23 protein-coding genes are annotated in these 25162 nt (G+C 67.9%); 18 read left to right on the forward strand and 5 right to left on the reverse strand.

Annotated features, from left to right (window positions below; genetic code table 11):
* Positions 1-5: 5 nt before the first annotated feature.
* A complete protein-coding gene (locus FVP33_RS07650; RefSeq protein ID WP_147783000.1) occupies positions 6-641 on the forward strand; it encodes a TetR/AcrR family transcriptional regulator in 636 nt (211 codons plus the stop codon).
* Here the strand turns inward: FVP33_RS07650 and FVP33_RS07655 are convergent.
* Positions 554-1330 (reverse strand): FadR/GntR family transcriptional regulator, encoded by a 777-nt coding sequence (locus FVP33_RS07655; RefSeq protein ID WP_147783001.1) that lies wholly within the window; start codon positions 1328-1330, stop codon positions 554-556. The two genes, FVP33_RS07650 and FVP33_RS07655, sit on opposite strands and share 88 nt — an antisense overlap.
* A gap of 190 nt (positions 1331-1520) precedes the next feature.
* Here FVP33_RS07655 and FVP33_RS07660 point away from each other — a divergent pair, with 190 nt between their 5' ends.
* The 4 genes from FVP33_RS07660 to FVP33_RS07675 all read left to right on the forward strand — a co-directional run bounded on the left by FVP33_RS07660 (position 1521) and on the right by FVP33_RS07675 (position 5981).
* A complete protein-coding gene (locus FVP33_RS07660) occupies positions 1521-2750 on the forward strand; it encodes an aminotransferase class V-fold PLP-dependent enzyme (protein ID WP_147783002.1) in 1230 nt (409 codons plus the stop codon).
* Positions 2751-2819: 69 nt separating this feature from the next.
* On the forward strand, positions 2820-4121 hold the full coding sequence (locus FVP33_RS07665; RefSeq protein WP_187270615.1) for an ABC transporter substrate-binding protein: 1302 nt from the start codon (positions 2820-2822) through the stop codon (positions 4119-4121).
* 31 nt (positions 4122-4152) lie between these two features.
* On the forward strand, positions 4153-5148 hold the full coding sequence (locus tag FVP33_RS07670; protein WP_246142222.1) for a carbohydrate ABC transporter permease: 996 nt from the start codon (positions 4153-4155) through the stop codon (positions 5146-5148).
* The gene (locus tag FVP33_RS07675; protein WP_147783004.1) at positions 5145-5981 is read left to right on the forward strand and encodes a carbohydrate ABC transporter permease; all 837 of its coding nucleotides are present in this window, start codon (positions 5145-5147) and stop codon (positions 5979-5981) included. The genes FVP33_RS07670 and FVP33_RS07675 overlap by 4 nt, the downstream gene beginning before the upstream one ends.
* A gap of 13 nt (positions 5982-5994) precedes the next feature.
* On the opposite strand, the gene FVP33_RS07680 is transcribed toward FVP33_RS07675, so the two are convergent.
* The gene (locus tag FVP33_RS07680) at positions 5995-6948 is read right to left on the reverse strand and encodes a cation diffusion facilitator family transporter (RefSeq protein WP_147783005.1); all 954 of its coding nucleotides are present in this window, start codon (positions 6946-6948) and stop codon (positions 5995-5997) included.
* A 297-nt stretch (positions 6949-7245) separates the two neighbouring features.
* On the opposite strand from FVP33_RS07680, the gene ileS reads away from it, so the two are divergent.
* From ileS to ndk, 4 genes are read left to right on the forward strand one after another with little or no spacing between them, the layout of a single operon-like run.
* Complete coding sequence (gene ileS / locus FVP33_RS07685; RefSeq protein ID WP_147783006.1) at positions 7246-10563, forward strand: isoleucine--tRNA ligase; 3318 nt, start codon at positions 7246-7248, stop codon at positions 10561-10563.
* Positions 10556-11947: a bifunctional folylpolyglutamate synthase/dihydrofolate synthase gene (locus tag FVP33_RS07690; protein WP_147783007.1), complete on the forward strand. Its 1392-nt coding sequence runs from the start codon at positions 10556-10558 to the stop codon at positions 11945-11947. Before ileS ends, FVP33_RS07690 begins: the two co-directional genes overlap by 8 nt.
* Complete coding sequence (locus tag FVP33_RS07695) at positions 11944-12387, forward strand: DUF4233 domain-containing protein (protein ID WP_147783008.1); 444 nt, start codon at positions 11944-11946, stop codon at positions 12385-12387. Before FVP33_RS07690 ends, FVP33_RS07695 begins: the two co-directional genes overlap by 4 nt.
* Positions 12384-12803, forward strand: a complete 420-nt coding sequence (gene ndk, locus FVP33_RS07700; RefSeq protein ID WP_147783009.1) for a nucleoside-diphosphate kinase — start codon at positions 12384-12386, stop codon at positions 12801-12803. Before FVP33_RS07695 ends, ndk begins: the two co-directional genes overlap by 4 nt.
* 281 nt (positions 12804-13084) lie before the next feature.
* On the opposite strand, the gene FVP33_RS07705 is transcribed toward ndk, so the two are convergent.
* Both FVP33_RS07705 and FVP33_RS19970 read right to left on the reverse strand, forming a co-directional pair.
* Positions 13085-13981 (reverse strand): DsbA family protein, encoded by an 897-nt coding sequence (locus FVP33_RS07705; protein ID WP_147783010.1) that lies wholly within the window; start codon positions 13979-13981, stop codon positions 13085-13087.
* Positions 13982-14073: 92 nt separating this feature from the next.
* Complete coding sequence (locus tag FVP33_RS19970; protein WP_246142223.1) at positions 14074-15057, reverse strand: vitamin K epoxide reductase family protein; 984 nt, start codon at positions 15055-15057, stop codon at positions 14074-14076.
* A 415-nt stretch (positions 15058-15472) separates the two neighbouring features.
* Here FVP33_RS19970 and FVP33_RS07715 point away from each other — a divergent pair, with 415 nt between their 5' ends.
* Positions 15473-18208 carry an Rne/Rng family ribonuclease gene (locus FVP33_RS07715; RefSeq protein ID WP_147783011.1) on the forward strand — a complete coding sequence of 912 codons (2736 nt, stop codon included), beginning with the start codon at positions 15473-15475 and terminating at the stop codon, positions 18206-18208.
* Positions 18209-18257: 49 nt separating this feature from the next.
* Here FVP33_RS07715 and FVP33_RS07720 read toward each other — a convergent pair whose 3' ends face one another.
* Positions 18258-18554, reverse strand: a complete 297-nt coding sequence (locus FVP33_RS07720) for a DUF4031 domain-containing protein (RefSeq protein WP_147783012.1) — start codon at positions 18552-18554, stop codon at positions 18258-18260.
* A 57-nt stretch (positions 18555-18611) separates the two neighbouring features.
* On the opposite strand from FVP33_RS07720, the gene FVP33_RS07725 reads away from it, so the two are divergent.
* The 8 genes from FVP33_RS07725 (at position 18612) to nadD (ending at position 25146) form a co-directional block, all read left to right on the forward strand.
* Complete coding sequence (locus FVP33_RS07725; RefSeq protein ID WP_147783013.1) at positions 18612-19169, forward strand: hypothetical protein; 558 nt, start codon at positions 18612-18614, stop codon at positions 19167-19169.
* A 158-nt stretch (positions 19170-19327) separates the two neighbouring features.
* Positions 19328-19636, forward strand: a complete 309-nt coding sequence (gene rplU / locus FVP33_RS07730) for a 50S ribosomal protein L21 (protein ID WP_147783014.1) — start codon at positions 19328-19330, stop codon at positions 19634-19636.
* A gap of 37 nt (positions 19637-19673) precedes the next feature.
* Positions 19674-19931: a 50S ribosomal protein L27 gene (gene rpmA / locus FVP33_RS07735; RefSeq protein ID WP_147783015.1), complete on the forward strand. Its 258-nt coding sequence runs from the start codon at positions 19674-19676 to the stop codon at positions 19929-19931.
* 131 nt (positions 19932-20062) lie between these two features.
* Complete coding sequence (gene obgE / locus FVP33_RS07740; RefSeq protein ID WP_147783016.1) at positions 20063-21628, forward strand: GTPase ObgE; 1566 nt, start codon at positions 20063-20065, stop codon at positions 21626-21628.
* A complete protein-coding gene (gene proB / locus FVP33_RS07745) occupies positions 21621-22406 on the forward strand; it encodes a glutamate 5-kinase (protein ID WP_147783017.1) in 786 nt (261 codons plus the stop codon). Before obgE ends, proB begins: the two co-directional genes overlap by 8 nt.
* A gap of 571 nt (positions 22407-22977) precedes the next feature.
* Positions 22978-24246 (forward strand): glutamate-5-semialdehyde dehydrogenase, encoded by a 1269-nt coding sequence (locus FVP33_RS07750; protein ID WP_147783018.1) that lies wholly within the window; start codon positions 22978-22980, stop codon positions 24244-24246.
* 88 nt (positions 24247-24334) lie between these two features.
* Positions 24335-24535, forward strand: coding sequence for a hypothetical protein (locus FVP33_RS07755; protein WP_147783019.1), 201 nt, complete (start codon positions 24335-24337; stop codon positions 24533-24535).
* A gap of 8 nt (positions 24536-24543) precedes the next feature.
* The gene (nadD, locus tag FVP33_RS07760; RefSeq protein ID WP_147783020.1) at positions 24544-25146 is read left to right on the forward strand and encodes a nicotinate-nucleotide adenylyltransferase; all 603 of its coding nucleotides are present in this window, start codon (positions 24544-24546) and stop codon (positions 25144-25146) included.
* Positions 25147-25162 lie beyond the last annotated feature (16 nt).

A 25162-nucleotide genomic window follows, 5' to 3' on the forward strand; every position in this document is an offset into this window, starting at 1 on the left:
TGGGCATGGATTCTCGCAACTCGGTCGGCCGCCCGCGCACGACGTCGCGCGTGATGCTCGAGGACGCCGCGGCCGAGCTGTTTCTGGAGAACACCTACGCCCTGACCACGATCGAGCAGATCGCCCAGCGCGCCGGCGTCAGCCGCAATACCTTCTTCAACTACTTCGGCGCGAAGAGCGACCTGCTCTGGGTGGAGCTCGACGCGGGGATCGACCGCCTCGCCGAGGAGCTGAGCACCGTGCCACCCGGCGTTCCGGCGCTCGCCGCGGTGCGGGATGCCGCGCTCCGGGTGGCCGCCGACATCGGGGTCGACCGCGTGCCGCTGGCTCTCACCCAGGACGACGTGATGGGGACCAGGGAGGAGACCCGGTCATCCGGCCTCGTGCGACTCGCGCGGCGCTCGGACGTGATCGCCTCGTTCCTGGCACGCCAGCTCTCTCGGCCGTCCGACGATCTTCTCGTGCTCAGCGCGGCGAACGCGATCTCCGGGGCCCTCTCGGCGGCCTGGACCGCGTGGGCGCGGGACGGCATCGGTCGCGGCCATCTGGTCGACTACGTCTCCTCGGCCCTCGAGATCGTCTCCACCGGGCTCGAGGTCGCGCTGCCCGATCCGACCCGACCGGCGCCGTCCGGGGGCTGAGCCAGTGGCTCGAGCTCGAGCTGGAAGTGTCGCAACCAGGATTCCGTCAGGGCCACGTGGGCCGCAGCGGCAGTGGATGCGGCGGTTGGATCATGAACGATGATGGCGCTCGCGATCGCCCGGTGCCCCCGGTCGCTGATGTCCTTGAGTTCGGGGCCCTCCGGGAGGTTGAACACCTGGTAGGCGCGTGACCGGGACCGGAAGACATCGAGGAGGGCCACGAGGGTCGGGTTGCCCGCGGTCTGCGCGATGGTCTGGTGGAACTCGGCGTCGAGGGCGGATGCCGTTGCCGGGTCATCGGTGGCCTCCATCTCGTCGATGAGCCGCTGCAGCTCGAGCGCCGTCTCCGGCGTGATGCGGGCTGCCGCCTGGACCGCGGCGTGAGTCTCGAGCACTCGGCGCAGCTCATACATGTCGAGGAGGCCCGACAGCGGGAGCAGGTCGACGGTGAGCGCGAGAACCCCGACGAGGTCGGCGGCCCTCAGGGCGGAGACATAGGTGCCTGACCCGTGGCGCGACTCGATCACTCCGAGGGCGGCGAGCATCCGAACCGCCTCACGCAGCGAGCCGCGGGAGACCCCGAGCTCCTCGCAGAGCTCGGCCTCGGCCGGAAACTTCTGCCCGGCGGCGAGGCGCCCGGAGGCGATCATCTGGCGCAGCCCATGGAACGCGTCGTCGACTGCCGACATGACTGGCCTCTCTCTCGCCTAGGCCCAGATTAGCGGCCCGAGCGACCTCGCGCTTTCGCTCAAGATGTTTGATCACTTGCGCCGATTTGCTCGATTTTACACGACCGTAACAGTAGATTCGCGAAAGTCATATGATGACTTACTAGGGTGAGTGCAACGACGCACCACGACAGGACGGAACACCACCGGGATGACCGAAACGATGATGGCGATCGCGCCCTCCCCGCTGCGACTCGGCGACGGCAGCCTTGCCCGCACCGCCTGGACGCTCTCGCCCGACGTCCTGCACGTGAACCACGGGTCGTTCGGTGCGGTGCCTCTCGTGGCGCAACAGGAGCAGAGCCGGCTGAGGTCCGAGATGGAGGCCGCTCCGGTCATCTGGTTTCCGGAACTTCCCGCGAGGGTCGCGTCGACCCGCGAGGCCATCGCCGCGTTTCTCCGTGCGGATGCCGGCGACCTCGCCCTGGTGCCCAACGCGAGCGCGGGCGCCAGCGTCGTCTACTCGAGCCTGCCGGTGACGCCCGGGCTGGAGATCGTCGTCACCGACCACGGGTACGGCGCCGTGACCATGGGGGCCGAGCGGCTCGCCCGCCGCTGGGGCGGCACGGTGAGAACGGCTCGGGTGCCTCTCGGCGCTACGCCAGAGGAGGCGCACGACGCGATCGTCGCCGAGCTCGGTGACAAGACGGGCCTCATCGTCGTGGATCAGATCACGTCGGCCACGGCTCGTTTCCTGCCGGTGGACACGGTGGCCGCGGTCGCCCGGGAGCGGGGCATCGCCATGCTGGTGGATGCCGCGCACGTTCCCGGGCTCGTCGCCGATCCTCTCGCCGGCCTCGACTGCGACTTCTGGGTCGGCAATCTCCACAAGTTCGGGTGTGCGCCCCGCGGCACCGCGGCGCTCATCGCTCGTGGGCCGCTGCGCGACGAGCTGTATCCGCTGATCGACTCGTGGGGTGCCCCTCAGCACTTCCCTGAGCGTTTCGACACCCAGGGCACTGTCGACGCGACCGCCTATCTCTCCGCTCCGACGGCGCTCGACTTCATCGGATCGTCCTGGGGGTGGGATGCCGCGCGCCGCTACCTGACGGCCCTGGCCGACTATGCGGAGGCCACCATCGCCGCCGCGTTCACGAACCTCACGGGAGAGGACCACCGCGCGGATGTCGGGTCACCGGTGAACGCCCTGCGACTCGTGCGGCTGCCGACCGGGCTGGGGACGTCGCACGCGGAGGCGGACGCCCTCCGCGATCGGGTCGCGGCAGAACTCGGCATCGAGGCCGCGTTCACGAGCTTCGCCGGGGTCGGATACTTCCGCCTCTCCACCCACGTCTACAACACGGCGGCCGACTTCGAAGAGTTCGCCGACCGCTGCGTGCCCGCCCTCGTCGCCCTGGCGGCGTCCGCGCGGGGCGAATGACCGTGACCGCCGCTCACCGCTCAGCGAAATGTCCTGCTCGAGAAACCCTGCTCAAGGAATGAGGAAACAGTGAAGAAGAGACAAGTTCTGTCGCTCGTAGGGATCGGCCTCGCGGCCGCCCTCGCGCTCTCCGGATGCTCCGCGCCGGCCGAAAGTGGGGGGAAGGTGACCCTGCAGATGGTGGAGAGCCTCACCAACCCGGTGAGAACGAAGGTGCTCAAGGGACTCCTCGCCGACTTCGAGAAGGCGAACCCGAACATCGCCGTCGATCTCATCTCCCCGCCCACCGACCAGGCGGACCAGAAGATCCAGCAGATGCTCCAGTCGGGGAGCGGGGTGGATGTGCTGGAGGTTCGCGACATCACCGTCGGCCCGTTCTCGACCAACGGCTGGCTCTCCGACATGAGCGGCCAGCTCAAGGGCTGGAAAGGCTGGGGCGACCTCACCGACAACGCCGTCAAGTACGCGAAGAACGCGAAGGGCAAGACCTACTACGTGCCGTACGGCTTCTACGGTCTCAGCCTCTTCTACCGCACGGACCTCGTGAAGGCGGCGGGCTTCGACGGCCCTCCCGCCTCCTGGAGCGACCTGCTTCACCAGGCCACCGCTCTGCAGAACCCGGCCAAGAACCAGTTCGGCTACGCCTTCCGCGGCGGCACCAACGCCAACTCCAACGTCGTGGTGGCGATCGAAGCCTATGTCGCCAAAAAGCTGGATCACGACAACGCCTTCAAGCTCACCAACGGCAAGACGATCTTCTCGGCTCCGGAGGCAGCAGACGCGTTGAAGACATACTTCACGCTGTTCAGCAAGGCTTCGCCGCCGTCATCGGTGGCCTGGGGCTACCCCGAGATGGTGCAGGGCTTCTCGAGCGGTTCGACGGCGTTCCTGCTGCAGGACCCCGAGGTGATCGCCACCGTCGGCGAGTCCGACGCCATCACACCGGCCCAGTGGAGCACCGCACCGTTGCTCGCCGGCCCGTCCGGCATCGCCGTGCAGCCGATGGCGACTGCCGGCTGGGGCACGGCGGCCAAGAGCACCCACAAGGCCGAGGCGGCGAAGCTCATCGAGTTCCTCTCCGAGGGCAAGGCGTCCACCACCTTCAGCCAGAAGAACAGCCTGGTCCCCATCCTGAAGAGCGCCGCAGACAGCCCGTTCTACAAGACCGGCGCCTGGGCGAGCTATCTCACGATGACCGAGCACCCGGACAAGTACGTCTCGGTGGTTCAGCCGCGTGACTCCGCCTGGTGGACCGAGTGGATTCAGAAGTCGGACTCCGAGGTGCAGAAGGTGCTCATCGGGCAGATGACCCAGAAGGAACTGCTCGCGAGCTGGGATGCCTACTGGACGGACAAGTGGAAGCAGAAATGAGCCCGTTGCTGAAGCGAAACGGTCGTCGACCGTGACGAAGCTCGACAACGTGACGAAGGGGCATCCGTCGACCGCGACGGGTGCCCCCGGCCCGGCCGTGGCGGTCGGTTCCGCCGAGCCGCGGTCGATCCGTCGACGGCGTGCGTTCACGGTGCGCCGCGGTGCGACCATGGTGGCCTTCATGGCCCCGGCCGTCCTGTTCGTGGCCGTCTTCATCTACTACCCGATGGTGTCTGGCAGCCAGATGGCCTTCCGCAACTGGAACCTCAACAACCTCACCGACACCGCGTTCGTGGGATTCAAGAACTTCCAGACGATCTTCGCCGACGCCACCTTCTACACCGTGCTCGGCAACACGGTGGTGTGGGTCGTCGCCTCGATAGTTCCGCAGTTCGTCATCGGTTTCGCGATCGCACTGTTCCTGCGGCGCACGTTCCCGTTCCGCGGGCTGTACCAGGCACTGATCTTCTTTCCGTGGGCGATTTCGGGATTCCTCATCGGAATCCTCTTCCGCTGGATGTTCAACAGCGAGTTCGGAGTGATCAACGACCTGCTGAGCAAGGCCGGCATCATCCACAGCCCCATTCCGTGGCTCGCCGACCCGAAGACGGCGATGGTTGCGGTGATCATCGCCAACGTCTGGTACGGCGTGACCTTCTTCGCGATCATCATCCTCGCGGCGTTGCAGTCGGTTCCCGACGAGATGCTGGAGGCGGCCGCCCTGGACGGCGCGGGCAAGGCGCGCACCCTGTTCCAGGTGATCGTGCCGTACATCCGCATCACCCTCTCGCTCACCGTGCTGCTGCGGGTGATCTGGATCTTCAACTTCCCCGACATCATCTACGGCATGACCGGCGGGGGACCGGCCAACCAGACCCACATCGTCACCACCTGGATGATCGCCACGACGCAGCGAGGGGACTATGGTCAGGCCTCCGCGCTCGGCCTCATCGTCGTCGGGCTGCTCGTGCTGTTTTCGATCTTCTTCCTCACCGCCAGCCGCGAAAAGAAGGGCGACCTCTCATGATCACCAGGGAGACCCCTCTCGCCAGGACCGTCAGGATCGCGTTCCTCGCGCTGTGGCTGGTCATCACCCTCTTTCCGCTGTATTGGATCGCGGTCACCTCGTTCAAGTCGCCAGGCTCGGTCTTCAGCTACCCCCTCACCTACTGGCCGAAGGTCTTTTCGCTCGAGAACTACGCCGGTCTGTTCGCCAAGTCGCAGTTCGGCGTCTACGTGGCCAACAGCCTCGTGGTCTCGATCACGGCCGCGCTCGTCGCGACCCTCATCTCGTTGATGTCCGCCTACGTGCTCGCGCGCTTCGAGTTCCGCAGCAAGGGCGCCCTGCTCATGGGGTTCCTGGTGACGCAGATGATTCCGTCCTTCATCGCTCTCGGACCTCTCTACCTCATGTTCACGAGTCTCGGGCTGGTGGACAACAGGTTCGGCCTGACCCTGATCTACATCGCGGTGTGCATCCCTTTCTGCACCGTGATGCTGCGGGGATTCTTCGCGAACGTGCCGGATGCCCTCGAGGAGGCCGCGATGATCGATGGCTGCTCCCGGGTCGGCGCCCTCTTCCGAGTCCTGGTGCCCGTGATGAAACCGGGAATCGTCGCGGCGTTCATCTTCAACTTCGTGAACTGCTGGAACGAACTGTTCCTGTCCGTGACCCTCATCAACAGCGACGGCAAGAAGACCATCCCCACCGCGCTCAACGATTTCATCAGCAGCTACAACATCGACTGGGGGTCGATGTCGGCCGCGGCCGTCCTCACCATCGTGCCGACAATGGTGCTGTTCGCCTTCGCCAGCCGATACATCGTGCAGGGTCTGACCGCCGGGGCGGTGAAGGGCTGAGCCGAGCCCGCCCCTAGGGGTGATCGGGGTCCAGGGATGCCTCATCCGGCGTCGAGAGCGAAAGCAGGGCCTCCTGGATGTGCTCGTTCGTGGTGAGCCTCCGCTCGATCCGGCGAAGCGAGTACGCGACGTGGGTCTCCGTGTCGTCTCCCACGATGTCCACCGAGGCGACGAGGAACACCTTTCCCGGACCCACGAACTCCAGGTGCAGGTAGGTGACCCGGTCGACTTCCGGCTGGTCGAGAAGGCGGCGCAGCACCTCGTTGCGCAGCCGGGCATCCGGCATCTCGCCGATGAGAAACCGGCGGTTGCGGTCGATGAGCACGATGGCCACTCCGCCGAGAAGCACGCCGACCAGGATCGACCCGATCGAGTCGAACACCGCGAGGGCGGTCAGCTGGTGCAGCAGGATGCCGACGAAGGCGATCGCGAGGCCGACGAGCGCCGCGGCATCCTCGGCGAACACCGCGCGCAGCGTGGCATTCGAACTGGTGAGGGCGTAGAACCCGGTGCTGGTGCCGCGGTCGATGCCACCCCGCCTGGCCTGGCGGAAGGCCTGCGCGAACGAGAAGCCCTCGAGCAGGAACGAGACGGCGAGCACGAGATAGGCGACGCCGAAGTTGGTGGCATTCTCCGGCTGGATCAACTGCTGGATGCCGTGGCTGATCGAGACGATGGCGCCCGCGCTGAAGATGCCGAAGGCCGCGATCATCGACCAGACGTAGGCCTCCCGGCCGTAGCCGAGCGGATGCGAGGAGTCGCGCGTCTTCGTCGAGCGACGGTCGGCCACGAGGAGGAAGATCTCGTTGCCGAAGTCCGCCCAGGAGTGGGCCGTCTCGGCGACCATGGAGGCGGATCCGGTTATCACGGACGCCACGGTCTTCGCGATCGCCACCAGGAGGTTCGAACCGAGGGCGATCAGCACGGTGAGGGATCCGCCGGCGACGGTTGGTGCGGCCTCGGTCATCGCCTCAGTCTGGCAGGTCGACCCGGCCGGATCGCGTCGGTCTTTTCCCCCACCGCTGCCGGCGTCCCGCTAACCGCTAGGATTGAGGCACAGACTGCGATCCGGCCATCACCGGGGAGTCCTCGGAAGAACGGCGAACACCCCTCACGGGGCGGGCGGCAAGTAGAGCCGAGCGGGCGAGCCCGTCACAGCCGTAACGAGCGGTCGGAGCAATCCGGCAAGCGAGGTGGTACCGCGTCAGTCGCACCCGAGAGTGCGCCCGGCGTCCTCGTCCAGACAGCAATGACCTGGAGAGACATGACCTACCCCAAGAGCTCGCCCGACGCCGAACCCGCCGAACCGCTGCGCCCGAGCCCCAACTTTCCGGCCATCGAGCTCGAGGTGCTTGAGTTCTGGAAGCGCGACGACACGTTCCGGGCCTCCATCGAGGCGCGCGAGGGCGCCGAGGAGTGGGTGTTCTACGACGGGCCGCCCTTCGCGAACGGACTGCCGCACTACGGCCACCTGCTCACCGGGTACGCGAAGGACCTGTTCCCGCGCTACCAGACCATGCGCGGCAAGCAGGTGCACCGCCGGTTCGGCTGGGACACCCACGGGCTGCCGGCGGAGCTCGAGGCGATGCGCCAGCTCGGCATCACCGAGAAGCACCAGATCGAGGAGATGGGAATCGCCACCTTCAACGCGAAGGCACGCGAGTCCGTGCTCGAGTACACCCGCGAGTGGGAGGAGTACGTCACCCGCCAGGCGCGCTGGGTCGACTTCGAGAACGACTACAAGACGCTCGATGTGACCTTCATGGAGTCGGTGATCTGGGCCTTCAAACGGCTCTACGACAAGGGCCTCGCCTACGAGGGATTCCGCGTGCTGCCGTACTGCTGGCACGACCAGACGCCGCTCTCCAACCACGAACTCCGCATGGACGACGACGTCTATCGGATGCGGCAGGACCAGTCGGTGACCGTCACGTTCCCGCTCGACGGCGCGAAGGCCGAGAGCCTGCGCCTCACCGGGGTGAAGGCCCTGGCCTGGACGACGACGCCGTGGACCCTGCCCACCAACCTCGCCCTCGCCGTCGGCCCCGACATCCGCTACGCCGTCGTGTCCAGCGGTCCGCTTGGCGCCTCGGACGGGTCGGCCGAGGGCGTGTCCGAGTTCCTCCTGGCCGCCGACACCGTGGCCACCTACGCGAAGGATCTCGGCTACGGCTCGCCCGAGGCCGCCGTCACCGCGATCGACCGCACGATCCTCGGTTCCGAGCTCGCCGGCGTCCGCTATGACCGGCTGTGGGACTACTACGCCGACGAGGAGGCCTGGGGCACCGGCAACGCCTGGCAGATCCTCGTGGCCGACTACGTCGCCACCGGCGAGGGCACCGGAATCGTGCACCAGGCGCCCGCCTACGGTGAAGACGACCAGGTCACCTGCGCCGCTGCCGGCATCCCGGTGATCATCTCCGTCGACGACGGAGGCAAGTTCCTGTCGATCGTCACGGATGTCGCCGGCCTGCACGTCTTCGATGCGAACAAGCCGCTCGTGCAGAAGCTGCGCGCCGACGGGCGCCTGCTCCGCGTGGCGAGCTACGAGCACAGCTACCCGCACTGCTGGCGCTGCAAGAACCCGCTCATCTACAAGGCCGTCTCGAGCTGGTTCATCCGCGTCACCGAGATCCGCGACCGCATGGTCGAGCTCAACCAGGAGATCAACTGGGTGCCGGACAACGTGAAGGACGGCCAGTTCGGCAAGTGGATCGCCAACGCCCGAGACTGGTCCATCTCGCGCAACCGGTACTGGGGATCGCCGATCCCGATCTGGAAGAGCGACGACCCGGAGTACCCGCGCATCGACGTCTACGGCTCGCTCGACGAGCTCGAGGCCGACTTCGGCGTGCGACCGGACGACCTGCACCGCCCGTACATCGACGCACTCACCCGGCCCAACCCCGACGACCCAACCGGCAGGTCCACGATGCGCCGCATCGAAGACGTGCTCGACGTGTGGTTCGACTCCGGCTCGATGCCCTTCGCCCAGGTGCACTACCCGTTCGAGAACGGGGAGTTCTTCGAGGAGCACAATCCGGCCGACTTCATCGTCGAGTACATCGGCCAGACCCGCGGCTGGTTCTACATGCTGCACGTGCTGTCGACGGCGCTCTTCGACCGACCGGCCTTCAAGAACGTCATCGTGCATGGAATCGTGCTCGGCAGCGACGGCCAGAAGATGTCCAAGTCTCTGCGCAATTATCCGGATGTCTCCGAGGTCTTCGACCGGGACGGCGCGGATGCGATGCGCTGGTTCCTCATGGCGTCGTCGGTGATCCGCGGCGGCAACCTCATCGTCACGGAGGAGGGCATCCGCGAGGGCGTTCGCCAGCTCATGCTTCCCCTGTGGAACAGCTACTACTTCTTCAGCCTCTACGCCAACGCGGCCGACTACACCGCCGAGTGGCGCACCGACTCCGCCGACGTGCTCGACCGCTACCTGCTCGCCAAGACGCGCGAGCTCGTGGTCGATGTGACCACCCACCTCGACAACCTCGACAGCCCGCTCGCCGCGCTCGCCCTGCGCGACTTCGGCGACGTGCTCACGAACTGGTACGTGCGCCGCAGCCGTGACCGCTTCTGGTCGGGGGACACCGCCACCGCCGAGGGGCGTGACGCGTTCGACACGCTCTACACGGTGCTCGAGACGCTCACCCGCCTCGCCGCGCCCCTTCTGCCGCTCGTCAGCGAGCGTGTCTGGAAGGGTCTCACCGGCGAACGCAGCGTGCACCTGACCGACTGGCCGAACGTCGAGCGCTTCCCGCTCGACCACGAACTGGTCGCGGCGATGGACCGGGTGCGCGAGATCGCGTCCTCCGGCCTCGGCCTGCGCAAGGCGACGGGGCTCCGGGTGCGCCTGCCGCTCGCCGAGCTGACCGTGGTGGCCGACAACGTGCACTCCCTCGCCGGGTTCTCCGACATCCTGCGCGACGAACTCAACGTCAAGGCCGTGGTGTTGCGCGAGCTCGAGGAGGGCAGCCTCGCCGACTTCGGCATCACCCGCAAGCTCACGGTGAACGCCCGGGCCGCCGGTCCGCGCATCGGCAAGGCGGTGCAGGCCGTGATCCAGGCCGCCCGGGCCGGCGACTGGTCGCCGAGCGGCGACGGTGTGCTGGTGGGCGGCATCGAGCTGGTCGCCGGCGAGTTCGAGCTCGAGCTGCAGGCGGCGCACGAGGCCCAGGCCATCACCTTCCTGCCCGGCGGCGGCTTCGTCCTGCTCGACACCGAGACCACCTGGGAGCTCGAGGCGGAGGGCCTCGCGCGGGACATCATCCGCGCGGTGCAGGACACCCGCAAGGCCGCCGGGCTCGCCGTGAGCGACCGGATCGACCTCGCGCTCTACCTCGCCTCCGGCTCCGAGCGGTTGGGAGTGGAGCCCTTCGAAGACACGATCGCCCGGGAGACTCTCGCCCTGGCGATTGAGGTCAGTTCGACGGACGGCGAGAATGTTGAGACGTATGCCGCGCAACACGGCACACCCGGCGCCTTCCGGGCGCTCGTGCCGGCGGGCCAGTACGCGAACAGCGGCGACATCCTCGTCCAAGTCACCATCCACGGAGCAGGTACAGATGTCTAAGAACCACGACGCGCACGACCCGGAACTCAGCGACGACGCGCTCTACCAGAACGACGCTGACGAGGTCTACCGCGAACTCCTCGACCGCGTCGGCGAGGCGAACCCGCAGCCGCGCCTCGGGCCCACCAGGCGGGTCGTCGAACTGCTCGGCGACCCCCAGCGGGCGTACCCGATCATCCACATCACCGGCACGAACGGCAAGACCTCCACGAGCCGCCTCACCGAGAGCATCCTGCGGGCGTACGGGCTCCGAACGGGCCTCCTCACGAGTCCGCACCTCGTGCGGGTGAACGAGCGCATCGTGGTGGACGGCGACCCCATCTCCAACGAGGCGTTCGTCGCCAACTACCACGACATCCGGCCGTACCTGCTCATGGTGGACGCGGAACTCGAGGCGGCGGGGGAGCTGCCGCTCACCTTCTTCGAGGCCTTCACCGCCCTGGCCTATGCGAGCTTCGCCGACGCCCCGGTGGATGTCGCGGTGATCGAGGTCGGACTCGGCGGCGAGTGGGACTCCACCAACGTCGGCGACGGCGTGGTCGCGGTGTTCACCCCGATCTCCCTCGACCACACCGCCCGGCTCGGCAACACCGTGGCGCAGATCGCCGCCACCAAGTCGGGCATAATCAAGCCCGCGGCCGCCGTCGTGACCTCCACCCAGCAGCCGACAGCTCTCGCCGAGCTCGAACGCGCCGCCGAGCTCAGCGAGTCGAGCCTCGCCGTGCAGGGCAAGGCCTTCGAGTTGCTCGGCACGACCGTGGCGGTCGGCGGGCAGGTGCTCTCGGTGCGCGGACTCGCCGGCACCTACAACGACCTCTTCCTGCCGCTGTTCGGAGACCACCAGGCCCAGAACGCCGCGGTCGCGATCGCGGCCGTCGAGTCGTTCCTCGGCGGCGGCGAGCAGGCGCTCGTCGGCGATGTTCTCGCCGAGGGCCTCGCCACGGCGGCCTCCCCTGGGCGCCTCCAGGTGATCGGCGTCGAGCCGACCGTGATCATCGACGCCGCCCACAATCCGGATGGCGCCGAGTCGCTCACCAAGGCGATCTCCAGCTACTTCACCTTCGACGAGGTGGGTATCGTGCTCGGCGTGCTCGCCGACAAGGATGCGCGGGGCATCGTCTCCGCACTGGTCCCGATCACCACGCGGTTCTTCGTCACCGCATCGGGCTCCGACCGCGCGGTGTCGGTGGACGACCTCACGCCGATCGTGGTCGACCTCGCCGGCGAGGCAGCCACCGAGTCGTTCGACTCCGCCCAGGACGCGATCGACGCGGCGCGCGAGTGGGCCGCGCAGGAGCCGAGGCGCGGAGTCGTGATCACCGGATCCATCACCCTGATCGGAGAGGCGATCACCCTCGCCGAACAGGACGGCTGGAAGCGGTGACTGCGCAGCCGGCGGCCGGCCGAACGCGCCGGGCGCGCTCGGCCACCGAGTCGCTGCTCTCGATCGTGCTGCTGCTCGAGGCGGTGCTGGTGTTCTTCATCGCGCTCACCGCGTTCGGCCTGCGCGTGCTGCCGGCCGCCGCCGCCTTCGGCGGGGGAGCGGCGCTGCTCGTGGCCCTGCTGGTGGTGGGTCGGCTGGTTCGCTACCGCTGGGGGGTCTGGCTCGGCTGGCTGGCCCAGGCCGTGCTGCTCGCCACCGGACTGCTGCTTCCGCTCATGTGGTTCATCGGGGCGGTCTTCGCCGCCCTCTGGACCTACTGCGCCATCACCGGCCGTCGCCTCGATCGACGCAATGCCCTCCGCCGCACCGTCCAGAACCCCACCGAAAGAACCGAAACCACCACAACGCCGGACCTGCCCGGCACTGAGGAGTCACCATGACCACCGTCGAAGAAACTCTCGTCCTCGTCAAGCCGGACGGGGTCTCCCGCAACCTCACCGGCGAGATCCTGCGCCGCATCGAGGCCAAGGGCTACCAGCTCGTCGACGTGAAGCTCGTCGAGGCGGACCGCGAACTGCTCGCCAAGCACTATGAGGAGCACGTCGGCAAGCCGTTCTACGAGCCCCTCGTCGAGTTCATGGAGAGCGGGCCCGTCGTGGCCCTGCGCATCGCCGGCGACCGCGTGATCGAGGGCTTCCGGTCCCTGGCCGGCACGACAGACCCCACCACGGCGGCGCCCGGCACCATCCGTGGCGACCTGGGTCGAGACTGGGGCCTCAAGGTGCAGCAGAACCTCGTGCACGGCTCGGACTCGCCGGAGTCGGCCGCTCGCGAGCTCGACCTCTGGTTCGACTGACCCCTTCCGCATCCGCGCGTAGCCCCGCTCCCGCGGCGCGACCGCGCCCGGCCCTTACCTGACACACAGGCGAACATTCGTCCGTCAGTAACTGCTTGCTGGGGTGGCCCAGCCAGCAGTTACTGACGGTTGAGTTGGGGTGGGCGCCGTGGCGGGCCGTGCCTGGTAGTTCGTCCGTCAGTAACTGCTTGCTGGGGTGGCTCAGCCAGCAGTTACTGACGGTTGAGTTGCGGTGGGCCGACGGTGCCATGCCCGCCGAGCAACGTCAGCGGTGATCGGAACTAGCCGGCAGAGGCCGCCTTCTCCACGAATGCCGCGAACACCGCGGGATCCGTGATGGACCCGGTGAAGCGCTCGCCGTTCACGAAGACCGTCGGGGTGCCGGCGAACTTCTGGGGCGTGTTCGCGACGCCCTTGAACGTGACCGTCTGGCCGGACGGGTCGATGCGGGCGGTGGCGGCGGTCACCCACGGCACGAAGGCCTGTGAGGTGATGCACGAGCTGATCTTGCTGCTGCTGCTGCCCGCGTCCTTGAGCACGGCGATCAGCTCCTTGTCCGTCTTACCCGAGGTGTTCTCGGCCGGCTGGTTGGCGAAGAGAGCCGTGTTCACCGCGTAGAACTTGTTCGGGTCGTAGTTGGCGACACAGGCCGCGGCGTTGGCGGCGCGGCTCGAGTACTTGTTGCCCAGGGAGTTCGCGTCGAGGAACGCGATCGGGTGGATCTCGAGGGTCGCCGCCCCCGAGGTGACCATGGACGCGATCTGCTGGGCGTTTGCCGCCTCGAACTGCTGGCAGAAGGGGCACTGGTAGTCGATGTAGGTCACGATGCGCACGCCCTTCAGCGTGGACGTGTCGGTGGGCACCGGCTTGCCGCCGGCCTTGATGGCGGGGGTCGGCACGGCGGCCATCGTGCTGCCGGAGAGCAGGATGCCGTCGCTCGCCATGTTCTTCGGCCCGTCGCCGGTGGGTTTGTTGGCGTTCACGTTGAGGATCACGAGGGCGACCACCGCGATGATCGCGATGACGCCGACCAGGATGCCGCCCTGCAGGAACACCCGGTTGCGACGCTGCCGCTTCTTCTCGGCCTCGCGCTCGATCCTCGCCGTCTCGCGGGCGGCCTCTCGCCGATCCTTCTTTCCCGGCTGCGGGGAGGTGCGGTTGGCGGGAGGAGCGACCATGTGAAGAGACCCAACGTTGTCGAATGAACAGAACCGGTACTAACAATACGAAACGGTGCTCGGCGCATCCGTCACCCAGGCTGGGGTTTTGCCTAGAGGCGGTTGAGAACGTCCAGCCGGAGCTGGGCGATGACCGCCACGACGACGTAGCTGAGCAGGGTGATGAGGGGCACGTAGCCGTAGGCGGCGGCGAACAGTCGGCGCGCCCGCTGTGGCACCCGGAGGTGGCCGGCCTTGAGGTTGTAGAGGGTGATCAGCCAGAACGCGGGGATCGTGACCGACCAGGTCGCCATGCACCACGGGCAGAGGGTTCCGAGGTCGAAGATGCTCTCGGTGATGAGCCAGATGACGAGGGCCAGGGCAGCGGTGATGCCCACGTTGAGCGCGATCCAGAACCAGCGGGCGAAGGACACCCCGCTGATGATGAGCGCCGCTATCACGAAGAGCGCCATCCATCCGCCGATGCCGAGCAGGGGATTCGGAAAGCCGAAAAGCGAACCCTGCCACGAGGCGAGATTCTTGCCGCACTGCACGAGGACGCTGACGTTGCAGGTGGGAGCGACGTCTGGCGTGGTAAACGTGCCCACCTTGTCGACGGTGAGACGGAACGCCGCGAAGAAGCCCACGACCGAGGCCACGGCCAGGACCATCCCGAGCTCGAGCGGGCGCCCGTCCCGGCGCAACCGGGGCACCGTGACGGCGAACACCAGCGCCGCGAGCACGAGTTGCGCGGCGAGCAGCCAGCTGAACGCGAGGGAGGCGGCCCAGGCCTCGAAGACCACGCCGACCGCGAAGACGGTTCCGAGGGCGCGCCACCATCCGGGGGAGACGGATGCCCCGGCGAGCCGGGCGGCACCGACGGTGAGCGCGATCACGAAGATGGCCATCGAGAAGGCGGAGGACGGATAGCCGAGCTCGTTGTCGGCTCCGATGAGCTTCGGCGTGCCGCTCGCCGACTCGAGGCCGACGAACGCGATGACGGTGCCGACGAACGAAACGAGCACCCCGACGGCGCCGAGGGAGGTCAGAAGGAAGCCGGACCGCACCGGGCGGATTTCCGGTGAGTTCGGAGTCACCCTCGGATTATTGCATGCGCCAAATGCCGCATTGCCGGCAATGCGTGCGATAATTTGGTTTAGTCACCCGAGCCGCGCTCGACGTGACGCCAAAGAATGCTTACCGGGCATCAAACCGGGCCACGAAGAATCGGTACGTCGAAAGACAGTGCCGCTCACCAGACCGTGTCGGATAGCAAGTTCCGAGCAGTGAGAACGAAACTAAGACGAGCGAGACCAGAGCCAGCTCCAACCGGAGCACCGTCCACAAGTGCCGTGCCAGGAGGCAGGGCATCACCAGGCATAGGCCGGTCTCGGAACGTGAGAATTAGCGGGATGTTCGCCGAGGCGCCAGATTCGCCGGAGCGTACGGCCGCACGAGAGAGTACCCGGTAGGCGGCGCGGTCGCCTGCAGCGGGCTAGGAGTGCACCAGCGATGGTGGAGACAACTGACAACAACGACGGCGCAACACCGAACGAGGGCAAGAGGCGCAGCCGCCTCTTCGGCGGCCGCAGGGCCAAGGCGGCCGCAGCGCCGCCCGTGAGTGCGCCGCAGACCGTGGCTCCGCCCGCACAGCAGGCGCCCGTACAGCGCGAGCAGCCGGTGCAACAGCCGACGGCGCCGGATGCCCCGCGCGAACAGCCCGCGGACGTCACCGCCCCGGCCACCGCACCTCGCCGTCGCAGCGCCCCGCGCACGACGGACTCGACCACGGCCGTCGAGCTGCCCATCGCCGAGCAGGCGGCGGATCAGTCCGCCCCCGTGAAGAGGGCTCCGGCCAGGCGCTCGTCGGCGCCGAAGGCGGCACCCGCGCCGGAGTCCGGCACGAACGAGCCTGGCGGCAACGAGCCCGGCGCCGGCACGCAGCAGGCGGAGCCCAAGAAGGCCCCGGCCCGCAGCCGGTCCCGCAAGCCGGCCGACACTACGGCCGACACCGCGCCCGAGACGGCGTCGCGGCCGCGCCAGGCCGAACAGCCGCAGCAGGCCGAACAGCCGAAGCAGCCGGCCCGCCCCACGACATCCCTGCTCTTCCAGGCCCCCGACCTTCCGGTGCTGCCACCCCGCCCGGCCGGGCGTTCCGGCGGACAGGGCCCGCAGGAGCCGCGCGACGACTTCGAAGAGACCCCGACCGTGCGTCGTCGGTCCCGCAGGCGCTCCGGCGAAGAGGACCGCGAGGCCGGAACCGGCAACGGCAACGGCAACCCGGCCAACACCGTCGTCAAGGTGCGCACCCCGCGCCCGGCACCGGAGCTGAGCAACGAGCCGACGAAGGTCCGCGGCTCCACCCGCCTCGAGGCGAAGAAGCAGCGTCGTCGCGACGGCCGGGATGCCGGACGCCGCCGCCCCGTCATCACCGAGGCCGAGTTCCTCGCCCGCCGCGAGAGCGTCGACCGCACGATGGTGGTGCGCTCGAAGTTCGACCGCATCCAGATCGGCGTGCTCGAAGACGGCGTGCTCGTCGAGCACTACGTGGCGAAGGCCGCCGACGCGAGCCTGATCGGCAATGTCTACCTCGGCCGGGTGCAGAACGTGCTGCCGAGCATGGAGGCCGCCTTCGTCGACATCGGACGCGGCCGCAACGCCGTGCTGTACTCCGGTGAGGTGGACTGGGAGGCCGCCGCCGAGAACTCGAGCGACGGCAAGAGCCAGGCCCGACGCATCGAGCTCGCCCTCAAGCCGGGCGACAAGGTGCTCGTGCAGGTGACGAAGGACCCGGTCGGCCACAAGGGCGCGCGCCTCACGAGCCAGGTGAGCCTGCCCGGCCGCTACCTCGTCTACGTGCCCAACGGATCCATGAACGGCATCTCCCGCAAGCTTCCCGACACCGAGCGTGCGCGTCTCAAGAAGATCCTCAAGGAGGTTCTGCCCGACAACGTGGGCGTCATCGTGCGCACCGCGGCCGAGGGCGCGACCGAGGAGCAGCTCACCCTCGACGTGAACCGACTCACCTCCCAGTGGGCGGCCATCAGCGAGACGCTCGAGAACGTTCAGGCGCCGGCGCTGCTGCACAGCGAGCCCGACCTACTCGTCAAGATCGTGCGCGACGTGTTCAACGAGGACTTCCACACGCTCGTGATCGAGGGGGAGGATGCCCTCGGCACGATCTCCACCTACCTCAAGCAGGTCGCGCCGGACCTCATCGACCGGCTCCAGACCTACGAGGGCACCGTCGACTCGTTCGACGAGTACCGCATCACCGAGCAGATCGAGAAGGCCCTGGACCGCAAGGTCTGGCTGCCCTCCGGCGGCTCGCTCGTGATCGACCGCACCGAGGCGATGACCGTGGTCGACGTCAACACGGGCAAGTTCGTCGGCTCCGGCGGAAACCTCGAGGAGACGGTCACCAAGAACAACCTCGAGGCCGCCGAGGAGATCGTGCGCCAGCTTCGCCTGCGCGACATCGGCGGGATCATCGTGGTCGACTTCATCGACATGGTGCTCGAGTCCAATCGCGACCTCGTGCTGCGCCGACTCGTCGAGTGCCTCAGCCGCGACCGCACCAAGCACCAGGTGGCCGAGGTCACCTCGCTCGGTCTGGTGCAGATGACGCGCAAGAAGCTCGGTTTGGGCCTCATCGAGTCGTTCAGCGAGCCGTGCGAGCACTGCGCGGGCCGCGGCATCATCATCCATCACGACCCGGTCACCAAGCACCGCCAGACGGCGCAGCCCGAGATCCGTCGCAGCCGCGGCAAGGGCGGCAACGGCGGCGGCAACGGCAACGGTGGCGGGGGCAACGGGAACGGTGGTGACTCCGGTCGCGGCCAGTCCAACGGATCGAGCCAGAAGCCCTCGGGTGGAACGCACGCCATCACCGACGACGTGAAGAACGCGCTCGCCCAGATCGCGGCGTCCACCATCGCGCACTCGAACGAGCCGGCCCACCACCAGGCGGAACCGGCTGGGGAGCCGGTCGAGCACGCGGTGGAGCAGGCCTCCGTCGCCGCGGCCGAGGCCGCGGTGGAGATTCTCGACATCCCGGTGAAGAAGACCGCTCGCGCCCCGCGCACGATCAGCCCGCGTGACGCCGAGCAGATCCTCGACTCGGTGCTCGACGCCCTGCCCGAGCCGAAGCAGCCCGGCCAGGGCCGCGCGCGCACGAGCCGTCGCGTGTCCAGCGCCGGCCCCGTGCGCACGTCATCCGGCGACGCCGAGTCTTCGCCGAAGGTGTAGTCGACGGGCTCACCGCGCTCCGGGGCCTTCGGGCTTCGGACGCGGTGGGTCAGTCGGGCTCTGGAGCCTCGATGGCTCTGGCCCGCCGTTCGCGCTGGGACACCCGCAGGCCGCTGGCTGCTAGGCGTTCCACCAACTGCCGGATGGTGACCGGTTCTGCGCCGGCCGCCACGAGTTCGTCGAACCGGGCCTCCGGCACGTCGTAGTGGTCGAGGTCGAACCCGCGGCGGGGGATTCCCATCCGGAGGGCGAAGTCGTGCAGTTCCTCGAGCGAGTCGTCGCTGACCAGATGCGACCAGAGCATGTCGTGCGCTGGCCACCTAGGCTGGTCTATCAACACGGTCATTGGCCGATTCTAGACACGGCCCGAGCGCCGCACCCACTCACACAAGGGACCCTTCCGATGACAGCCCTCGCCCACCGAGTCGTGCGTCAGCGCGGCTTCCTCGTGGCCCTGGCCGCGGCATCCCTCGTGCTTGCGGTGCTCGTGGTGCAGAGTCTCCTGACCTTCTTCGTGACGCAACTGGGCTATTCCGGCGGCGGTTCCCCGCGCGACCTCCCGTGGTGGACGGTCTACGGCCGGCAGGTGCTGTCGGTGTCGGTGCCGTTCGGAGTGGGGGTGCTGCTCGGTTTCTGGTTCATCGCGCCCGTCGCCGCCGAGCTGAGGCTCGCCCACGTGATCACCAGGAGCCTGCTCGCGGCCGTCGCGGGGGCGATCCTGGTGTTCCTCACCACGACCGTCCTGGAGGCCGTGCTGGCGATCCAGGCGCTGGTGGACCACGGCGCACTCTCGCGGCTCGGCGCCGAGACCATGCGCGCCCTCGGCGTCGGTCTCGCCTTCGCCGCGCAGGCGTTCGTCTCGGCGACGCCCCTCGTGATCCTCGCGGGCATCCTGCTCTGGAATTGGGTCGAACGCCACCCGTCCAGGCACCCCATCGCGGGAATCGTGGACACGGCCTGACGGCTGCCCGGGGCCCGTTTGACCGACGGGCCAGAAATCGAGTATTGTTGACCCTTGGTGTGCGCTGGGCTAAGCCCGCGAAATGTCAGCACGCCATGACTTCCCTGGATACTTCCAGTCGAATACGGACTTACCAGTCAAATAGTGAGGGTTACCAAGTGGTTTACGCAGTTGTGCGCGCCGGTGGTCGGCAGGAAAAGGTTGAGGTCGGCACTATCGTCGTGCTCGATCGCATCAAGGCCGACAAGAACGGCAACGTCGAGTTGGCACCAGTGCTGCTCGTCGATGGCGACAAGATCACGCACGACGCTGCGGCGCTTGCGAAGGTCACCGTGACCGCCGAGGTAGTCGGCGACTTGCGTGGACCGAAGATCGTCATCCAGAAGTTCAAGAACAAGACCGGGTACAAGAAGCGCCAGGGCCACCGCCAGGAGCTCACCCGCATCAAGATCACCAGCATCAAGTAATCCTCGACAGACACGTACCCAGGGGCTGAATAGTTAAATGGCACACAAAAAGGGCGCAAGCTCCACTCGTAACGGTCGCGACTCCAACGCACAGCGCCTCGGCGTGAAGCGCTTCGGCGGCCAGGTCGTCAACGCGGGCGAGATCATCGTCCGCCAGCGCGGCACTCACTTCCACCCCGGCGTGAACGTCGGACGTGGCGGCGACGACACGCTGTTCGCCCTCGCGGCGGGCTCGGTCGAGTTCGGCGCGAAGGGTGGCCGCAAGGTCATCAACATCGTGGTGGCTGCCCAGTAGTTTTCCGCTCGGTCCCGCATCGGTCGCTCGTCGGCCGCTGCTGACCGGCATGTTGTTCAACGGGTGCGGGCGAGCTTCGGCTCGCTCTCACCTTTTAAGCGGTCGCTCGGTCGACCAAGAAGGGATGCGTTGTGGCTACCTTCGTTGACCAGGTAACGCTTCATCTCAGTGCGGGCAACGGCGGCGACGGTTGCGTCTCCGTGAAGCGCGAGAAGTTCAAGCCCCTCGCGGGCCCCGACGGCGGAAACGGCGGCGACGGCGGCGACATCGTGCTCGTGAGCGACGCGGGCGTCACCACCCTCCTCGGCTTCCACCGCGCACCCCACCGCAAGTCCGACAAGGGCGGGCAGGGCATGGGCGACAACCGCAACGGCTCGGACGGCGCGGAGGTCGAGCTGCTCGTGCCGCTCGGCACCGTCGTCAAGGATGCCGAGGGCAATGAGCTCATCGACTTCACCGAACCCGGCATGCGCTACGTCGCCGCGCAGGGCGGCCAGGGCGGCCTCGGAAATGCGGCCCTCGCCTCCACCAAACGCAAGGCGCCCGGCTTCGCCCTCCTCGGCATCCCCGGCTGGGAGGGTGACGTCTACCTCGAGCTCAAGGTCGTGGCGGATGTCGCGCTCGTCGGCTATCCGTCGGCCGGCAAGTCCTCCCTCGTGGCCGCGATCTCCGCTGCGAAGCCCAAGATCGCGGACTACCCGTTCACGACCCTGCACCCGAACCTCGGCGTCGTGGAGTCCGGCGACTCCCGGTTCACCGTCGCGGACGTGCCGGGACTCATCGAGGGCGCCAGTGAGGGCAAGGGGCTCGGCCTCGAGTTCCTCCGCCACGTCGAGCGCTGCTCGGCCCTGCTGCACGTGCTCGACTGCGCGACCCTCGAGCCGGGGCGCGACCCGCTCACCGACCTCGACGTGATCCTCGGCGAACTCGCCGCCTACCCCGTGCCGGAGGGCCAGGTGCCGCTGCTCGAACGTCCGCAGCTCATCGCTCTCAACAAGGTGGACGTGCCGGAGGGCCGCGAGCTCGCCGAGCTCGTGCGCCCGGAGCTCGAGGCGCGCGGATACCGCGTATTCGAGATCTCCGCGGTGAGCCGGGAGGGCCTTCGCGAACTGTCGTTCGCCCTTGGCGAACTCGTGGAGGCCGACCGCGCCAAGCGCGCTGCCCAGCCGGTGAAGCCGCGCATCGTGCTGCGTCCGCGGGCCGCCGGAGACGCCGGCTTCACCGTCAAGGTGGAGGGCGGATCTGGCGGCAACGTCTACCGCGTCGTCGGCGGCAAGCCGGAGCGCTGGGTGGCCCAGACCGACTTCAACAACGAGGAGGCCATCGGATTCCTCGCCGACCGCCTCGCCAAGTCCGGGGTGGAGAACGAGCTGTTCAAGTCGGGCGCCGTGGCCGGCTCTACCGTGATCATCGGCCCGGTGACCTTCGACTGGGAGCCGACCCTCACCTCGACCGCCGAGTTGCTCACGGCGCCCCGCGGCACCGATCCGCGCCTCGTGCAGAGCGAACGGCCCACGTCGAAGACCCGGCGCCAGGAGTATCTGGACCGCATGGACGGCAAGGCTGAGGCCCGCGCGGAGCTCATCCGCGAGCGCGAGGCCGGCATGTGGAACGACGACGAAGGCTTTGCCGTCGACCGTGACGCGGTCGAGGAGAAGGCCGGCGCAGAGGCGGGAACCCCCTCCTCGGATGACTAGCCTCTCCCGGTCCGAGGTCGTCGGCGCGAAGCGGGTCGTCGTGAAGGTGGGCTCGTCGTCCATCAGCGGCGCGAACGCCGGCCAGATCAGGCCGCTCGTCGACGCCCTCGCGGCGGCGCACGCGCGCGGCTGCGAGGTGATCCTCGTCTCCTCCGGGGCGATCGCCACCGGCATGCCCTACCTCAAGCTCGATGCACGGCCGACCGACCTGGCCACGCAGCAGGCGGCCGCCGCCGTCGGGCAGAACGTGCTCATCTACCGCTACCAGGAGAGCCTCGACCGCTTCGACATCGTCGCCGCCCAGGTATTGCTGACCGCGGGGGACCTCGAGAACCCCACCCACCGCAGCAATGCGCAACGTGCCATGGAGCGCCTGCTCGGCCTGCGCATCCTGCCGATCGTGAACGAGAACGACACCGTGGCGACCCACGAGATCCGATTCGGCGACAACGACCGGCTCGCGGCCCTCGTGTCGCAGCTCGTGCGCGCCGACCTGCTCGTGCTTCTCTCCGACGTGGATGCGCTGTACACGCGACCGCCGCACGAGCCGGGTGCGCGCCGCATCGACACCGTGCCGTTCTCCGACGACCTCGCGGGGGTGGAGTTCGGCGACATCGGCTCCGCCGGCGTCGGCACCGGGGGAGCGGGCACGAAGGTCGCCGCCGCCAAGCTCGCCGCGTCTGCCGGCACCCCGGTGCTGCTCGCCTCGACCCGGGACGTGCGCGCCGCCCTCGACGGAGCGATACTCGGCACCTGGTTCGAGGCCGCGCCCGCCTAGCCCCGCCCGCCTAGCCCCGCCCGCCTCGACACGCGCTTCTCGACACGCGCTTCTCGACACGCGCTTCTCCGGAGGTTTCGAATGGTGCGGGATGCGGTGGCCCGTGTTTGCGGGCACGGCGCGCGGAAAGACGGCCCGAGATTGACAAACCTCCGGAGAAACGCGGGGTGAGAGGCGCGGTCGTGCGGCGCAGTGGCCCCGGCCCGTATCCCCGCCCGCCTCGGTGTGCCGACACCCGCTTCGGTGTGCCGACACGCGCTTCTCCGGAGGTTTCGCATGGTGCGGGATGCGGTGGCCCGTGTTTGCGGGCACTGTGCGCGGAAAAACGGCCCGAGATTGACTAACCTCCGGAGAAACGCGGGGTGAGAGGCGCGGTCGTGCGGCTCAGTGGCCCCGGCCCGCATCTCCGCCCGCATCCCCGCGCGTTGTGCCGACACGCGCTTCTCCGGAGGTTTCGCATGGTGCGGGATGCGGTGGCCCGTGTTTGCGGGTACGGCGCGCGGAAAAACGGCCCGAGATTGACAAACCTCCGGAGAACCGCGGGGTGAGAGGCACAAAGTAAACTTGCGGCATGTCTGAAACCGTTGTCGCCACGCGTACCTTCACCGAGAAGCTGGAGGCGGCCCGGGACGCCTCGATAACCCTCGCCGCCTGCAATGCCGCCCTGAAGAATGCCGCCCTCGAGGCGATCGCGCTCGCGGTCGTGGACAACGCCGACCGCATCATCCCGGCGAACCAGCTCGACCTGGCCAATGGTCGGGAGAACGGCCTGAGCGTGGGCCTGCAGGACCGGCTCCGCCTCGACGAGAAGCGGCTCGCGTCCCTTGCCGAGGCCGTGCGACTCGTCGCCACACTCGTGGATCCGGTCGGCGAGTCCGTTCGCGGAAAGACCCTGCCGAACGGCCTCCAGCTCAGCCAGGTGCGCGTACCGTTCGGGGTGATCGGGGTGATTTACGAGGCCAGGCCCAACGTCACGATCGACATCGCGGCCCTCGCGCTCAAGAGCGGCAACGCGGCCGTGCTGCGCGGCGGAAGCGCCGCCGAGAACACCAACCGGGTGCTCGTGGACCTCATCCAGGGGGCGCTGGCGAGTGTCGGCTTGCCGAGGGACGCCGTGCAGACCGTCGACGAGTTCGGCCGGGACGGCGCGCGGCAGCTCATGCAGGCGCGTGGCCTCGTGGACGTGCTGATCCCACGAGGCAGCGCGGACCTCATCAACACGGTCGTCAACGAGTCGAAGGTTCCGGTGATCGAGACCGGGGCCGGAGTCGTCCACGTCTTCCTCGACGAGTCGGCGGACGAATCGTGGGCCGTCGACATCGTGCAGAACTCCAAGGTGCAGAGGCCGAGCGTGTGCAACGCCCTCGAGACGCTGCTCGTGCACGAGGGGTCGGCCGCCCGGCTGCTGCCGGCCGTTCTCGGCGAGCTGCGGGCATCCGGTGTCACGATCCACGCCGACGAGCGCACGCGGGCGATCTTCGCGGATGCCGTGCCGGCCACCGAAGACGACTGGTCGACCGAATACATGTCGCTCGACCTCTCGGTGCGGGTGGTCGACGGCCTGGACCAGGCGATCGAGCACATCCGCCGATACTCGACCCACCACACGGAGTCGATCATCACGAACGACCTCGGCAATGCCGAGCGCTTCCTCGCCGAGGTGGATTCGGCCGTCGTCATGGTGAACGCGTCGACCCGCTTCACCGACGGCGGGGAGTTCGGATTCGGCGCCGAGGTGGGCATCTCCACCCAGAAGCTGCATGCCCGCGGGCCGATGGGGCTCAGCGAACTCACGAGCACCAAGTGGATAGTGCGGGGCTCGGGCCAGGTTCGGCCGTAGCGCCGCAGCACGCCTGCGCGCGCCGTGGGCTCTCGCCCAGCCGCCGATTGCTAGGCTGCTCTAGTTGGGACCGAACGAAGATGGGTGGATGGCGTTGCTAAGCACGATTGTTCTGGCGGCCGCAGAGGCCAAGATTGAGCTGTTCTTTCCGGCGTGGGTCTTTCCGCTGATCGCCGTCGTCGTCTTCGCCGCGCTCGCGTTCGTCGTCTATACCTACCGCGACGTCGCCAACCGTCACAGTCACAAGGTCGATGCTTCGGCCTCCGCCCACGGAACCGACCACCACTAGCTTCACTCGTGGTCGACACTGCGCAGCGGCGCCTTAAAATCGGCGTCATGGGTGGCACGTTCGACCCCATCCACCATGGCCACCTCGTGGCCGCGAGTGAGGTCGCGCAGTCCTTCGGCCTCGATGAGGTCATCTTCGTGCCCACCGGGCAGCCGTACCAGAAGCCCGGCGCCACCTCGAGCGAGCACCGCTATCTGATGACCGTGATCGCCACGGCCTCCAACCCGCGGTTCACCGTGAGCCGGGTGGACATCGACCGCGAAGGTCCAACGTTCACCATCGACACGCTGCGGGACCTGCACGCCCAGCACCCGGATGCCGAACTGTTCTTCATCTCCGGCGCCGACGCGATCGCCCAGATCTTCGACTGGAAAGACGTGCGGGAACTGTGGTCACTCGCTCACTTTGTGGCCGTGACACGACCTGGCCACCAGCTCTCCATTTCCGGTTTACCGGAGTCGGACGTAAGCTTGCTGGAAGTGCCCGCGCTGGCGATCTCCTCCACTGATTGTCGCAGCCGGGTAAGCCGGGGTTTCCCGGTGTGGTATTTGGTCCCCGATGGTGTTGTTCAATACATCTCCAAACATCACTTGTATCGGAGTCTTACATGACAGCCTGGCACGATGA

This window comes from Lacisediminihabitans profunda, from assembly GCF_008040105.1.
Classification (GTDB): domain Bacteria; phylum Actinomycetota; class Actinomycetes; order Actinomycetales; family Microbacteriaceae; genus Lacisediminihabitans; species Lacisediminihabitans profunda.

Excerpts from the sequence above, each read along its gene's own strand:
- FVP33_RS07650 (WP_147783000.1), top strand. The coding sequence starts at position 6 with ATGGATTCTCGCAACTCGGTCGGCCGCCCGCGCACGACGTCGCGCGTG.
- FVP33_RS07655 (WP_147783001.1), bottom strand. The coding sequence starts at position 1,330 with ATGTCGGCAGTCGACGACGCGTTCCATGGGCTGCGCCAGATGATCGCC.
- FVP33_RS07660 (WP_147783002.1), top strand. The coding sequence starts at position 1,521 with ATGACCGAAACGATGATGGCGATCGCGCCCTCCCCGCTGCGACTCGGC.
- FVP33_RS07675 (WP_147783004.1), top strand. The coding sequence starts at position 5,145 with ATGATCACCAGGGAGACCCCTCTCGCCAGGACCGTCAGGATCGCGTTC.
- FVP33_RS07680 (WP_147783005.1), bottom strand. The coding sequence starts at position 6,948 with ATGACCGAGGCCGCACCAACCGTCGCCGGCGGATCCCTCACCGTGCTG.
- ileS (WP_147783006.1), top strand. The coding sequence starts at position 7,246 with ATGACCTACCCCAAGAGCTCGCCCGACGCCGAACCCGCCGAACCGCTG.
- FVP33_RS07690 (WP_147783007.1), top strand. The coding sequence starts at position 10,556 with ATGTCTAAGAACCACGACGCGCACGACCCGGAACTCAGCGACGACGCG.
- ndk (WP_147783009.1), top strand. The coding sequence starts at position 12,384 with ATGACCACCGTCGAAGAAACTCTCGTCCTCGTCAAGCCGGACGGGGTC.
- FVP33_RS07705 (WP_147783010.1), bottom strand. The coding sequence starts at position 13,981 with ATGGTCGCTCCTCCCGCCAACCGCACCTCCCCGCAGCCGGGAAAGAAG.
- FVP33_RS07715 (WP_147783011.1), top strand. The coding sequence starts at position 15,473 with ATGGTGGAGACAACTGACAACAACGACGGCGCAACACCGAACGAGGGC.
- FVP33_RS07720 (WP_147783012.1), bottom strand. The coding sequence starts at position 18,554 with ATGACCGTGTTGATAGACCAGCCTAGGTGGCCAGCGCACGACATGCTC.
- FVP33_RS07725 (WP_147783013.1), top strand. The coding sequence starts at position 18,612 with ATGACAGCCCTCGCCCACCGAGTCGTGCGTCAGCGCGGCTTCCTCGTG.
- rpmA (WP_147783015.1), top strand. The coding sequence starts at position 19,674 with ATGGCACACAAAAAGGGCGCAAGCTCCACTCGTAACGGTCGCGACTCC.
- proB (WP_147783017.1), top strand. The coding sequence starts at position 21,621 with ATGACTAGCCTCTCCCGGTCCGAGGTCGTCGGCGCGAAGCGGGTCGTC.
- FVP33_RS07750 (WP_147783018.1), top strand. The coding sequence starts at position 22,978 with ATGTCTGAAACCGTTGTCGCCACGCGTACCTTCACCGAGAAGCTGGAG.
- FVP33_RS07755 (WP_147783019.1), top strand. The coding sequence starts at position 24,335 with ATGGCGTTGCTAAGCACGATTGTTCTGGCGGCCGCAGAGGCCAAGATT.